Source organism: Lysinibacillus sp. FSL P4-0201, from assembly GCF_038593425.1.
Taxonomy (GTDB): Bacteria; Bacillota; Bacilli; order Bacillales_A; family Planococcaceae; genus Lysinibacillus; species Lysinibacillus capsici.
In genome coordinates this window covers 1,823,010-1,837,469 of sequence record NZ_CP151995.1, presented here as the reverse complement: position 1 = coordinate 1,837,469, position 14,460 = coordinate 1,823,010, and the positions used below count along the sequence as shown (strand labels likewise).

Sequence of the window (14,460 nt, the reverse complement as noted above, 5' to 3'; positions counted from 1 at the left end):
CCACCTATCCAACTACATGGATACGCTGATTGTCCGCATCCATCTTGACGCTTCTTCCTAAAGGAAGCGACATCGTTGGTAAACAATGACCACATGCCAAATCTGCAATCATAGGCTTCCCTAAAGGCACTAGAATTTCTTGAAAAATAGTTTGTAATGATAAGCTATGAGCTGGCTTTTCGGGATTTTCAGGTTCGCAATTTGTCCAAGCGCCCAATAAAATGCCTGCCACGTCATCTAGCTTTCCTGCCAGTTTTAATTGTGTCAGCATACGATCCACCCGTTGCTCCGTTTCATCGATATCTTCTAAAAACAGAATTTTACCTCGTGTATCAATTTCATAGGGTGTGCCAAGTGAAGCTGTCACTAATGTTAAATTGCCACCGATGAGTTGACCTGAAGCGCTCCCAGGAACCAGTGTAGACATGGGCTGGTGAGAGGGATTTTTTAAGTAATACGCCTTTCTTTCATTCTCCATAATCAGCTGAATGAACGACTGCCAAGTATAGTCATCCATCTCCTGTCTAATAAATTCTGTGGATGGCATCGGCGTATGATAGGTTGCAAAGCCACATAGCTGATTAAAAGCTATATGTAGAGCGGTCACATCACTATAGCCAGCAAATACTTTGGGATTGGCACTTATCAAGTCAAAGTCTAATTGGGCTAAAATTTTCGTCGCACCATAGCCCCCACGTATACAAAAAATACCATCAATCATTGGATCATCAAACATACGATGAACATCTGCTACCCGTAATTCATCTGTGCCTGCTAAATAGCCATGTCTTGCGTGACAGGTCTCCCCAACGACCACATTGAGCCCTAGCTTTTCGATACTAGCAATAGCAGGTTGCAGCTTTTCGGGTGGCGTTGCTCCAGAAGCACTAATAAGACCAATTGTGTCACCCTTTTTCAATGCCTTTGGACAAATCATATCTTTTCCTCCCTTTTCAGTGAAGTACGATAATGGGCCAGTTCCTCTTCATTGGCTAAAATAAAATGACCTTCCTCTATTTCAACAAATGAGGGGGGATTTTCCTCATAGCGATGCTGTGACGGATCATACACTTCTACAACTTTCTCCCGCTCTTTATAGGGATTCGGCTCTGGTACTGCTGATAACAAAGCCCTTGTATATGGATGCAGCGGATGAGCAAAAAGCTTTTCTGTTTCCGCTAGCTCCACAATCTTCCCCTTATAAATGACCGCCGTACGATCCGTAATAAAACGGACAATCGATAAATCATGGGCAATAAATAAATACGTTAAATGATTTCGCTGTTGAAGGCTTGCTAATAAATTTAATACTTGCGCTCGAATGGATACGTCTAAGGCGGATATTGGCTCATCTGCAATGATAAACTCTGGCTCCATCACTAACGCACGAGCAATGCCAATACGTTGGCGTTGACCTCCTGAAAACTCATGCGGAAAGCGGCTTGAGAACTCTGGAAGTAGCCCAACGTTCAATAACGCATCGCGCACCTTTTGTTGTCGATCTGCCTCATCTTTATATTTTTTCGAAGGGTATAAGCCCTCTGAGACAATATAATCTACTTTTGCTCGTTCATTTAGAGATGCCATAGGGTCCTGGAATATCATTTGGATTTTTTGCGTAATTTCTCTATCCCAATCTTTAGGGATTTTCCCCTGAATACTTTTGCCATGGTACAAAATTTGTCCCTCTGTGACCTCATTGATGCGCATAATCGCTCGACCAATCGTTGTCTTCCCTGAGCCTGACTCACCTACAATGCCAAATGTTTCGCCTTTAAAAATTTGAAAGCTGACATCATCAATGGCTGTAAACTTATTTTTCCCTTTGCCAAAAACAACAGATAAATTTTTTACTTCTACAAGCACCTCTTTATCAGTCATTCGCATACTGCCTCCCCTCTGCAAAAAATGCTTGTAAGGCTGCTGGAGGCTCTACCTTTGGTGCAAGTGGGTCTAATAACCATGTACGAGCATAGTGGGTATCACTGACCTGAAAAAAAGGTGGCCGCTCGATAAAGTCAATTTTCAATGCATATGGATTGCGTGGGGCAAAGGCATCTCCCTTTATTTCCTGAAAAAGATTCGGAGGTGTGCCCTTGATGGAATACAATTGTTCCCCTTTTGAGCCAAGCTGTGGTAAGGAGGAAATAAGCGCCCACGTATAAGGATGCTTACTATGAAAGAAAATTTCATGTGTTTCCCCAACTTCGATGACATCGCCCGCGTACATCACGGCAATACGGTCAGCCACTTTTGCGACTACGCCTAAATCGTGTGTAATATAGACGATTGTTAAGCCGTATTTTTGCTGAAGACTTTTCAAGAGCTGTAAAATTTGTGCCTGAATGGTTACATCCAAAGCTGTCGTGGGCTCATCACATATTAAAATATTCGGCTTACACGCAATGGCAATCGCAATAACGATGCGTTGGCGCATCCCTCCTGAAAATTCATGCGGGTATTGCTTATAGCGCTTTTGCACATCGGTAATGCCGACATCTGTTAACAGTTTTAGTGTTTCTGCATAGGCTTCCTTACCTCTTAAGCCTTGATGCATAACCACACATTCTTCAATTTGCTTTCCAATGGTTTTGAGCGGGTTTAACGATGTCATCGGATCCTGTGTCACCATCGCTATTTCCTTACCACGAATCCCTAGCCATTCTTGCTCTGTTGTGAACTTTCCTAAATCCTGTGCATTGTAGATAATTTGCCCCTGCTTAATACGACCATTTTTATCGAGCAAGCCCATAATGGATTTCATCAGCACGGATTTACCCGAACCTGATTCACCCACAATGGCTAAGCTCTCTCCCTTGTAAAGGTCGAGTGAAATACCGCGAATCGCTGTTAAAATTCGACCACGTAGCGTAAACTGAATCACTAAATTTTGGATGCCTAATATGCTTGATTTTTTCAATGTCACTCGCTTCCCCTCCTTATACATGGTTTTTTGGATCTGCTGCATCTGCAAAGGAATTACCAATAATATAAAATGCGATCGTAATAACGCTTAGCACAATACTCGGGAAAATAAGCTGATACCGTAGATCTGGTGACATCATAAGGACACGTCCTTCATTAATTAAATTTCCTAAGGATGGCTCACTGATCGGAAGCCCTAAGCCAATATACGTCAAAAAGACTTCGGCCCCAATTGCAAAGGGTATCGCTAAGCTCATGCGTAGCATAATGACAGAAATTAAATAAGGTAATAGATTTTTTAGGATAATACGATAATCAGGTGTGCCTAAGCACTTCGAGGCTAGATTGTATTCGCGGTCACGCAAAATAACAATTTGATTGCGGATAAACCTCGCCATTTCCACCCACCCCGTAATACACATGGCAATAATAATGGTTGAAATACTTGGCCGTAAGATATAGGACATTAAAATGAGCACAATGGTTGTGGGGATATTATCGACAACATTATAAAGCTGTGTTATGGGCGCTTCTAATTTCCGTGAAAAGCCCCATAGCGTGCCAATTGTAATGCCCACCACTGCCTCCACTAAGGCGACAACACAGCCAATAAAGAGTGAGGTTCTCGTCCCCGCCCAAATTCGAGACCATAAATCCTGACCGATTGAATTCGTGCCAAACCAAAATTCTGCACTAGGTGCAATATTACGTGCCTGCATCCCTGTTTGTTCATCCAAGTAAATTTCAGTTGGTGATTTTTGCGCAGGTAAATAGGGCTGTAGAATCGTAAAGCCAACAATGATGATCACCCCAACTAATAAAAAAACGGCTAGTCGATTTTTCAAAAAGGATTGCCATGTAGATCGCCAATAAGAATAATTTGAATAGCCCGTTTCCTCCGCCTGTTTTGCGTCCACTTCGGCAAATTCAAATAGGGTTTCACGTGATTTATTTGAAATATTATTGATTTCATCTGTATACATCCCCATTAACGTACACCCCCTCCCTTGCCTAATTTAATACGAGGGTCGACAAGTGCCATGGCAATATCCCCTAAAATAAGGCCAATGATACCAAGGGAAGAGAACACTAACACTAGGCCTTGCACAATTGTATTATCCTGTCGCTGAATAGCATCCACAAGTAAGCCCCCCATCCCTGGAATGGAATACAACGACTCTATATAAATCGAGCCTGTAATCGTAAACAGAATCGTTGCAGGTAAATATTGTGCCATGGGAATAAAGGCATTACGTAATACATGTTTGAACATCAGTGTCCGCTCCTTTACGCCCTTTGCCCTAGCCAGCTTAATATAGTCCTTGTTCAGTTCATCCACCATATAGCGTCGCATCCACATCGCGTAGGAGGCAGTTGGCGCCAATGCCATTGACGTAAGTGGAAGAATCCAAGTAATCGGCCTGTATTCATCAAACAGCATCGGTAATTGAAAGAGTTCTGTAATATACATTTGAATAACTAAGTAATAAACGGCCGCAGGGACTGCAACAACAAATACGATATAGCCTGTCCCAAGTCGATCCAGCCAACGTCCCTTACGATAGGCCATCATTATTCCTAACGGCACACCAATCAGGAGTGATAAAGCGACTGCTCCTAAACCAAAGAGCAGAGAATACGTGATTTTATCTGCAATAATCGTCACTACTGGGACATCGGTACGATAAGTCACTGATTTACCCAAATCCCCCTGAAGTAAATTCTTGTAAAAATTCCCCAGTTGGACAAGGATTGGGTCTCGCAAGCCGAGACTTGTTAAGTAAACTTCCTGCTGAGCAGGTGACATTTTATCAGCTGCTGCTCCTAAATAGCCTTCCTCTGGCATTAGCCGTAATAATGAAAAGACAATGGTGATGATAATAAAAAGGGTTAAAACGGATTGTAAGAGTCGTTTTCCTATATACCGCAACATCGCGCGCCATCCTCCTTTGTCAAAAAGACGAAAGGAGATGCCGACTATTCTTTTCGGTATCTCCTTTTCATCTACGAAATTCTACTACTTTTCAGCATTGGCTAGTGCTTCCGCACGTTCTTCCTCCCACTCAGCAAGCGCTTTTTTAAATTCTTCATTACTCATTGGCTTTTCTAGCACTTGCTGGCCTTTAAATTTCTCTGCCGTTACACCAAATGGCGAATATTGCGCCTCGAATGGATTTAATTTAGATGCCATATAGCCACTACCACCAACTGAATATGGAATAACAAAGGCTTCCTCAATTAAAAACGCTTCTGCCTTCGCAAATAGCTCATAGCGTTTGGCTGTGTCAATTGTTTCTTTCGCTTGATCCACAAGATTTTGATAAGTTGTTTTACCATTCGCCTCTTTATAGCCCTCTGCTAATTCTGGTTTATTGTAAGTACCATCTACTGTGAAAGGATCTGTATACGTAGATGGATCTGCAAAATCAGGACCCCAGTTCGCCTCTAAGAGTGCAAATTTACCTGGACGACGTACCTCTGATAAGAAGCCTGTCGATGGACCAGCCTCTACAATAATGTCGACATAATCTGTCCCTAGTAGTTTTTCCATTTGCTGCTCGACTACTTGAGAGCGATTAGCCCAATCTGGCATACCAGCGTTATAAGGCATTAAAACCTTTACAGGGAATGTGGCCTTACCTGCTAACGCTGTTTTTGCCTTTTCTTTATACTCTAGGGCCAGCTCTTTATTGAAGGAATCCTCATTGGAAATGGATGTAAGGGGTGCTAGTTGTGTATAATCCACTCCTTCCACATCAACAAAGTTTTTCGGTGTAATGGTATTGCTCAGCAAATCTGCTGGATTATATGGCTCAACCGTTAGCATCGCGGAGACACGGTCAAGCGCATGGAATAAGGATTTGCGGAAATCTTTATTATTGACGGCGATTTTCCAGTTATCAGGCTCGTATTGTGCGTCAAATTGTGGGTTGAAGTTGAGTGCATAAAAGTAGGTATAGAAGTTATTTTGTGTTTGACGAACCTGAGATTTTTTCTTTTCATCTTTAAACCATTCATCAATGATGGAGGTCGGGATACTAGCCGAATCGATTTCGCCACGTAAAAAGAGCTCAGGCGCCACAGTTGCCGCTTCTTTATTGTATTTATAGCGAATACGGTCAATCAGTACCTTGTCTTTATCCCAGTACGTTTCATTTTTCACAAGAACGCGTTCATTTTGTGGCTCAAATTTATCTAAAATATAGGCACCGTTATAGAGGAAGTTTTCACGTGTTGTGCCAAAATCCTCTCCCTTTTCCGCAATGAACTTGCCATTCACAGGGAAGAAACAAACATAATTCAACATAGAAAGAAAATAGGGTGTCGGCGCCTCTAAAGTATATTCTACTGTATGTTCATCTAGCGCCTTTATGCCTACTTCCTTGAAATCGTTCATCTCGCCATTATAGAAGGCTTCCCCATTTTTCACCACCGTCGCAATCCAAGCTGTCGACGATTCATTTTTAGCATCAAGCACATAGTGTAAGCCATCCACAAAGTCTTGTGCCACAACATCTGCATATTCCTTGCCCTCATGTGTCACCCATTTTGCGTCATCACGCAATTTGAATGTCCACACCGTAGCATCCTCATTCGCAGACCACTCTTTCGCTAATCCTGGCTGGACCACCCCATAGTTGTCATATTCAATGAGCCCATCCACCATATTCGCAGCTACCGCAAATTCATTTGTTTCTGACGTCTTTAAATAATTTAACGTTTTAATTTCCCCTGAATACACCACTCGATATTCCGATGCTTTTTCACTCGCTGATTTGTCATTACAGGCTACACAAAATAATACGACCAGACATACGAACAGCAACCAATATTTTCTCACAAGCATCCCCCTAGTCATCTTTTTATAATGAAAATCCTATTGGTAGGATGGATTGCATCTTCAATAGGATCATTCAAACATAAGCTAGGTCTGTCTAAATTGACCATCTATCGATGAAATGAACAACGGTACATACTCATTGTCACAGTTATGAGATTAAATTGTCGGTTCTATCAACTATCAAACCACTCAGACAGCGTGTCCCACTGCTTTTTGAGCGGGTCCACCACTTTTTTGATCACTTCTCACCTTTCATGAATTAGAATCCTCACTTGATGTAAAAGCTCCCACTAAACCTTTCCATCATGTTAAAAATTGCAGGACACGCAGCACCTCATAAAAATCATGGGTCATGAACTCCACGGTATTATGCGGTTTGAATTTGGCATTTGGATAAAATGAATTACGATAGGCTCGTGTATGATCACGATAAATAAGCTCTACCCTAAAGTGTTCTGGCAACGTTACCTGTAATGCGGTACGAGGAACCTTCATAGAAGACTCTACCAGTCGCTTGGTTTCCATGATAGTTAGTTGTGGACTGACACTAATCGTCGCATTGCCGATTCCTTCCTTAGTAGCAAATGTGACAATGTGTTCGTTTACGGCCTGAATCTCTTCTGTTAACCCCACATCCCCACTCACAAAGGACACAGGAACACCGTGTAAGGCTGCTGCATACGTATTGATCAGAAATTCACTCGCATATTCGCCATTGATTTTGACATCCGCGTATGTGCAAAGTGTATGGGCTAGTGGGTTACGCTCACTGCCACCCTTGCTGTGATAGCCGATAAAAATAGCACGATCGAAGCTTTTATCGAGACCCGCTACCATACACATAGGGTCGTATGTCCAGCCACGGATAACTTTACAGTTGATTGGTAAATTGGAAATGTCTAGATTGCGGGCTGAATCATGTGCGTCCTTTACTAAAATTTCGGTTGCGCCCCCCGCTATCGCTCCTTCAATGGCAGCTTCTACTTCACGTGTCATTTGTCTTTGGAAAAACTGATAGTCAGGTGCGTTTAACTCGGTCTCACTCCACGAAGTTGTACCTGTAATCCCTTCAATATCTGCACTAATATAAACTTTCATAGAAATCGAAACTCCTTTACATGGTGATTTTGAATTGTTGCGTGTACTGCTCCGTAATGCGCTGCCTGTGCTTGAACACGTCTAGCCCATGCCACATTGCCATAATCATAATGCCACCATTCCTCCGCATAGTTCGTAAATCCAGCAAGTGTCATACAGTTATACAGCAAACGTCGGTACTGACAGGCAAGCGGATTTTCATGCGTATGTTGTTCAAAATAACGGGTCGCGGATTTTCCATTCATTTCATCAAACGCTGTCCCAAGATCGAGGGCTTTACCATGAACATCAGCCAGTGTTACATCGATGGCACCCCCTGTTAAATGGGGGGCTAAATGGGCTGCATCTTTACTTGGAAATGCTACATATTTTTTGGTCGCCTGCACAATCTCTTGTGATGTTAACTGCGGCATCCTTTTTGCTAATTGCTGAGAAAAATGGCTAAACAAATGCTGCTGTACTTGAAATGGGCGATAGCCATCATAAAGTAATAAGCAATACTCTTGAGGTAATAATGTTAACACCTGTTGCAAACGCTCATAGACTCCTTCTCTTACATGAATAACTCGTAAACTATTAGAAATCTGTTGCTGATAGTAGATGGGTTCCATAAATATCCTAGGATGAGCACCTGTAAGCTGGATAAGCGGCTCATTGTTTTCACAGACAACTGGTGATGGCGAGGGGCTTCCATTTAGAGAGGGTGCTATCGGTTGAAAAAGGTTTATAATAATGGAACCCTCCTTTAAATAGTTAGATAATTCAGTTTTTTAAGTTGAATGTTATCATATCTCTCTACCATTGACTAGATAAAAAAAGAATAATTACAAAATAATGGATATATTCTTACAATGATACATATTTCAGCAATTGACGGGTCGAAAAACCACTTATATCCTCTAATTAAGGATTTTATTCATCTTATAGCTCGCTCATGCTAAAAAATTAACGAAACCTGTTCTCAAAAAAAGCCATTGAAACACAATTGCTGTTTCAATAGCCTTTTCTTTTATGCCTGTTGAAAGGAATAAGCTTGCACTGTATGACCATTGCGGCCAGTTGTTGTCTTAGCTTGAGATAACGAATTTAGTATTGCTTCCTCTGTCGCTTCCGCTGCGGCTGTAAACAGTTGATTCATGATGGGATGATCCTCACGAAGCTGAGTTCTAGTCTCAATAAGCTGATCAGCGGTATGAGGAATACAATGTGCCGTCGTGAAGCCAATTACAATATCGCCACTACCATGTGAAAAATGACTGCCTGTCCGTCCTAAACCGATACCACAGCGTTTAATGACACGTGTTAATTGTCGACTACTTAGCGGGGCATCTGTCGCAAGGACAATGATAATGGAGCCATCCGTTTGTGATAGAGTAGATTGGTTTTGCATAGTTGAGACTTTGTAATGCTCAGCTAAAAACTCCCTGTCTTGTCCAAAGTTACTAAGAACTAGGCAGCCTACTGTATAGTTCACTTCATTTGATTCTACTTTGACGATGCGAGAGGAAGAACCAATTCCTCCTTTGTAGCCGAAACACATCATCCCTTTTCCTGCACCAACAGCGCCTTCCTGTGCCGTCTTTGTAGAGGCTTGACGAATGGCTTCTATGGCATGCGCAGGTGTCACTGGACAAGCTCGAATCGAATTAAGATAACTATCATTACACTCGCCCACAACGAGATTAATGGTTCCTGTTGTCAGTCCAATGTCTTCATTCCTATCAAGCATATAGCTTAATGTACCTTGTGTCACAGCGGGTACGCCAAAAGTATTGGTTAACATAATGGGCGATTCCAGTACACCTAGTTCATTCACTTGCACAAGTCCCGTTGTTTTCCCAAAGCCATTTAGTACATAGCTTGCCGCTGTTACCTTTTGCTGAAATACATTGCCTCCATGCGGTAAAATAGCTGTAACGCCTGTACACGCATAGGCCCCATTCTGATCTAATGGCTCATCCAATGTCACATGCCCCACTTGAACTCCTTCTACATCGGTGATGCAGTTTTTCTGACCAACTGGTAACACACCAATTTCAATACCCAATTGTCTTACTTTTCCCTGCATATTATGCATCCTCCTGAATCGCCATTAACACAGCAGCCTGTGCATGGATAGCCGTTGTATCAAACACGGGAATGCTGACATCCTCCTGCTGAATCAGTAAGCCTATTTCCGTACAGCCCAAAATTACCCCTTGCGCCCCCGCATGTACAAGCTCCTCGATCACTTGGCTATAGTACGTTTTAGATGCTGGTACAATGGTACCAAGACACAATTCATCGTAAATAATTCGGTTTACTTCCATTCGGTCGTTGCTGTCAGGCACAATCACCTCTATGGCAAAGCTTTCTACCCTTGCCTTATAAAACGCTTGCTCCATTGTGTACTTTGTGCCAAGAAGCGCTATTTTCTGTAACCCCGCTTCTTTGATTTGCTTAGCTGTGGCATCCGCAATATGTAAAATAGGGATGGTTATAGCAGACTCGATAACATCAATGACCTTATGCATTGTATTGGTACAAATGATGACTAGGTCTGCGCCTGCCCGCTCAAGTGCTTGTGCAGCTTGAGCTAGAACCTCACCTGCTTTGTCCCACTCCCCGCTAGCTTGAAAATGCTCAATTTGCTGGAAATCTACACTATACAAAATAGATTTCGCAGAGTGTAGGCCCCCTAGCCTATGTTTAACCTGTTCATTGATAAGTCTGTAATATTCAGCAGATGACTCCCAGCTCATCCCACCGATTAAGCCGATTGTTTTCATGTCTACATCACTCCTTTTTCTATTATTATACGCCTCCCTCACACAAAAATAAGAGAATTTTCCAAAAATAATATATAAGGATTGGAAAATAGTAGATAAAATGAGTTTTCTCAATTAATAAATTATAAATATCAAAATTTTAGTATAATTCATTATTTTAGAAAAGTTGATTTTTAATAAAAAAACAGTGTAGACTAAAGCGTATTGTGAAAGGAGGACAACTTATGGAATGGATCTCAACAATAGTTGACAGTGGAAATAATATTTTATGGACATATATCCTCATTATCTTACTTTTAGCAGCAGGACTATATTTTTCATTCGGTACGAAGTTTGTACAAATTCGTCTTTTTCCAGAAATGTTTCGTTTAATTGTAGAAAAAAGAGAGGGCGATTCGGGGGTTTCTCCGTTCCAAGCCTTTACCATTAGTGCTGCTTCACGTGTCGGCACAGGAAATATTACAGGGGTAGCCTTAGCCATTGGTGTAGGCGGTCCTGGTGCAGTATTTTGGATGTGGATAATCGCGATTTTAGGGATGGCCACTGCCTTCATTGAAAGTACCTTAGCACAGGTCTATAAAGTGAAGGATGGCGATACATTCCGTGGTGGGCCCGCCTACTATATGGAGAAAACATTAGGTCAGCGAAAGCTTGGCATTATTTTTAGTATTCTATTAACATTAAGCTTTGGCTTTATTTTTAATGCTGTGCAATCCAACACAATTGCCACTTCAGTCGGCGAAGCCTTCGATGTAAATCCAAAGATAATCGGGGCTATACTTGTCATTTTAACTGGATTAATTATTTTTGGTGGTGTCCATCGAATTGTAAAGGTGACACAAGTTCTTGTTCCAGTTATGGCCATCTTCTATTTACTTGTAGCTCTTTTTGTAGTGGTGACTAATTTATCGGAAATCCCACATGTTTTTTCATTAATTTTCACTCATGCATTTGGCCTACAGGAAGCTGCTGGTGGCGCAATTGGGGCAGCAATCATGCAGGGCGTACGTCGCGGTTTATTTTCCAATGAAGCAGGGATGGGAAGTGTACCGAATGCTGCTGCGACTGCTAATACTTCGCATCCTGCTAAGCAAGGACTTGTACAAAGCTTAGGTGTCTTTTTTGATACGATTATGATTTGTACAGCCACTGCCTTTATCATTATTTTAGCGGGCTTATATGATAAAGGTGAGAGTGATGGTATTATTTTGACGCAAAATTCTTTAGCTGTTCATGTTGGTGATTGGGCTCCTTATTTTATTGCCATCTCCATCATTTTCTTCGCTTTTAGTTCGATTATTGGTAATTATTATTATGGTGAATCCAATATTGAATTTATGGATGCCCATAAAGCTTGGATGTTTTGCTATCGAATTTTAGTGTTAGTTATGGTCATGTTCGGCTCCATCGCACAGGTACAGCTTGTATGGAATCTCGCTGACCTCTTTATGGGGCTGATGGCACTTATCAATATCGCCATCATTATGATGCTCGGTAAAATTGCCTTCCTTGTGCTAGACGACTTTACTGAGCAACGTAGAGCAGGAAAAAATCCTGTCTTCTATGCAAAATCAATCCCAACCTTAAAAAATACAGACTGTTGGGAAGAAGAAGATCGATAAAATACTGAACGCCACTTCTAAAATTAGAGTGGCGTTTTTTCGATATTTAAATAAATGGTAATTTTATAAAAAACGGTTACTTTGCTCTACTAGTAATCAACACTTAACGCCACCCCAAAATTTTGGAGTGGCGTTGTGCTTTAATATTTAAACTGACTAATCAGTAGCTTTAATTCATCCGCCATATGTGCGAGTGCTTGCGCAGAGGCATTGATTTCCTCCATTGAGGCTAATTGCTCCTCTGTTGATGCCGCTACATCCTCAGACGCCGCTGCATTGCCTTTCGCGGAGAATGCCAAATCTTCTGTTACTGCCGCTACCTCTTGAACACCTGCAGACATCTGTTCAGAGGCTGAGGAGACCTCCTCCATTTTAGGGGTAATCTCATTCATACTTGTCATAATGACTTGGAATTTTGCAATGGCTTCATCGGAAATATGCAATCCACTTTGCACATCCTCTGTAACCTTCGCCATAATACTGACAGATTGCTCCGTTTCTTGCTGAATCCCTCGGATAAGCTCAAATATTTGTTTAGCTGATTCCTGTGATTGCTCTGCAAGCTTACGCACTTCGTCTGCTACGACTGCAAAGCCTTTCCCATGCTCTCCTGCTCTCGCTGCTTCGATAGCTGCATTTAAAGCTAGTAAATTTGTTTGATCTGCAATGCTTGTAATCACATCTAAAATGGATGTAATTTGCTGAGAGCGTTCATGCAATGTCTGGATTTTCGCATTGGAGTCTGCTACGGATAAATGAATGGATTGCATTTGATTCTTTGTATTTTGAACAGCTTGTCCGCCTTCATCCGCCTGTAATGTCGCATGCTGCGAAAGGTCCGTCACAGCGGAGGAGATTTCAGCAATATGCAGAATGGCAGTAGAAAGCTCATGTAAAGAAGCTGCATTTTTATTGGCACTAATCGTTTGAGAATCAGCACTTGTTGCAACATCCTGAATGGAAATCGCCACTTTTTCTGTTGCAATGCTTGTCTGATTGGCATTGGCAGTTAGCTCTTCTGCTGAAGAAGCAACCTCCTCTGCATTTTGTTCAATTTTTTGTATTAGTGTCCGTAAGCTTTCTTGCATATCATTAAAGGCTTGTCCTAATTGGCCAATCTCATCTTTTGACGTAATCGTTACCATTTCCGTGAGATCCCCTTTGCTGATCGTAACCGCACTATCCTTTAAGGCTTTAATTGGTTTAATGACAGCCCTCATTACAAAATAAAAAATGATGGAACTGATGATAATTGCTGCTATGAGGACTAGAATCGTATGGTATAAAATCGAGGAAGCAGACTCATCAATTTCTTCAGCAAAAATCGTTCCTGTTATTTTCCAATTTGTCAGTTCATTTGTCGTATAGAATAATAGACGATCATCACCATTAAAGACATATTCATAAGTACCTGATGGACTTTCGTACATTTTATCAAGGAAACTTTCTTTCAGCTCCCCTCCCGCTTCAAGTGTAGGATGTGAAATGACCATCTTGTCTTCTCCAAAAATTGAAGGATACCCATTTTTTCCGATTCGAATTGAATCAGCAATTTTTTGAAGATCGGTTAATTTAATATCGATTGCCACAACTCCAGCATGATCCTTCGTCTGCTTAGCAACTGTTACCACCATATCACCCGTCCCCGCATCCTTGTAAGGGTTGGTGATTAAGGTTTCACCTTTTAAAGCTGTCGCCTCTTTATACCAATCTCGATCTAATGGATTATAGTCTGCACCATTCAATTTTGGCTCCTGTGTAAATCGACCGTCATTCATGCCAATATAAACACTCAATACATCTGCATTAAGCTTTGTATATTGCTGAAATTTAGCCACAATCGAAGCTTGTGCTTCTTCATATTGACGCGCATCTATTTCACTACTAAATACATTGATGTCACTCATTTTCTCACTAATCGTTTTGTCGATGAGCTTATTTAAAATGCCTACACTTTCATTGGCACTAAATAAAATTTCTTCTTCAATCGAGTCTTTTGCAGATAAATAAGACAAACTCCCAACAGATATGACAGGGATAAGTAATACTAGCGCGAATAGCGTATAAAGCTTGCCCTTAAAACTGCTAAATAGTTTCTTCATATATCAATCTCCTTTTGATTTTTTCTAAACCTCTCCCTCTCTTTATCTGCTTAACATTTCTCCCAAAGCTTTTATCGGACGAAAAAAATTTTTTCTAACATTTT

At 41.4% G+C, this 14,460-nt stretch carries 12 protein-coding genes; 1 reads left to right on the top strand and 11 read right to left on the bottom strand.

Translation table 11 applies throughout. The features are described from left to right. Positions 1-4 precede the first annotated feature (4 nt). The 10 genes from MKY76_RS08940 to MKY76_RS08895 form a co-directional block, all read right to left on the bottom strand. Positions 5-937, bottom strand: a complete 933-nt coding sequence (locus MKY76_RS08940) for an LD-carboxypeptidase (RefSeq protein ID WP_342557680.1) — start codon at positions 935-937, stop codon at positions 5-7. Further along, positions 934-1,881, bottom strand: a complete 948-nt coding sequence (locus MKY76_RS08935; protein WP_112117807.1) for an ATP-binding cassette domain-containing protein — start codon at positions 1,879-1,881, stop codon at positions 934-936. Before MKY76_RS08935 ends, MKY76_RS08940 begins: the two co-directional genes overlap by 4 nt. Further along, a complete protein-coding gene (locus MKY76_RS08930; RefSeq protein ID WP_054550858.1) occupies positions 1,874-2,947 on the bottom strand; it encodes an ABC transporter ATP-binding protein in 1,074 nt (357 codons plus the stop codon). The genes MKY76_RS08935 and MKY76_RS08930 overlap by 8 nt, the downstream gene beginning before the upstream one ends. After that, positions 2,940-3,914 carry an ABC transporter permease gene (locus MKY76_RS08925; protein WP_066037407.1) on the bottom strand — a complete coding sequence of 325 codons (975 nt, stop codon included), beginning with the start codon at positions 3,912-3,914 and terminating at the stop codon, positions 2,940-2,942. Before MKY76_RS08925 ends, MKY76_RS08930 begins: the two co-directional genes overlap by 8 nt. After that, on the bottom strand, positions 3,914-4,858 hold the full coding sequence (locus MKY76_RS08920) for an ABC transporter permease (RefSeq protein ID WP_342557679.1): 945 nt from the start codon (positions 4,856-4,858) through the stop codon (positions 3,914-3,916). The genes MKY76_RS08925 and MKY76_RS08920 overlap by 1 nt, the downstream gene beginning before the upstream one ends. 84 nt (positions 4,859-4,942) lie before the next feature. Beyond that, positions 4,943-6,766 (bottom strand): peptide ABC transporter substrate-binding protein, encoded by a 1,824-nt coding sequence (locus MKY76_RS08915; RefSeq protein WP_115673943.1) that lies wholly within the window; start codon positions 6,764-6,766, stop codon positions 4,943-4,945. A 303-nt stretch (positions 6,767-7,069) separates the two neighbouring features. Beyond that, complete coding sequence (locus tag MKY76_RS08910) at positions 7,070-7,864, bottom strand: M55 family metallopeptidase (protein ID WP_112117805.1); 795 nt, start codon at positions 7,862-7,864, stop codon at positions 7,070-7,072. Beyond that, the gene (locus tag MKY76_RS08905; RefSeq protein ID WP_342557895.1) at positions 7,861-8,388 is read right to left on the bottom strand and encodes a M15 family metallopeptidase; all 528 of its coding nucleotides are present in this window, start codon (positions 8,386-8,388) and stop codon (positions 7,861-7,863) included. The genes MKY76_RS08910 and MKY76_RS08905 overlap by 4 nt, the downstream gene beginning before the upstream one ends. A gap of 485 nt (positions 8,389-8,873) precedes the next feature. After that, complete coding sequence (locus MKY76_RS08900; RefSeq protein WP_112117803.1) at positions 8,874-9,932, bottom strand: P1 family peptidase; 1,059 nt, start codon at positions 9,930-9,932, stop codon at positions 8,874-8,876. A gap of 1 nt (position 9,933) precedes the next feature. After that, on the bottom strand, positions 9,934-10,632 hold the full coding sequence (locus tag MKY76_RS08895) for an amino acid racemase (RefSeq protein ID WP_342557678.1): 699 nt from the start codon (positions 10,630-10,632) through the stop codon (positions 9,934-9,936). A gap of 224 nt (positions 10,633-10,856) precedes the next feature. On the opposite strand from MKY76_RS08895, the gene MKY76_RS08890 reads away from it, so the two are divergent. After that, positions 10,857-12,254, top strand: a complete 1,398-nt coding sequence (locus MKY76_RS08890) for an alanine/glycine:cation symporter family protein (protein ID WP_342557677.1) — start codon at positions 10,857-10,859, stop codon at positions 12,252-12,254. A gap of 140 nt (positions 12,255-12,394) precedes the next feature. Here MKY76_RS08890 and MKY76_RS08885 read toward each other — a convergent pair whose 3' ends face one another. Continuing rightward, positions 12,395-14,356: a methyl-accepting chemotaxis protein gene (locus MKY76_RS08885; protein WP_048390218.1), complete on the bottom strand. Its 1,962-nt coding sequence runs from the start codon at positions 14,354-14,356 to the stop codon at positions 12,395-12,397. Positions 14,357-14,460: the final 104 nt, after the last annotated feature.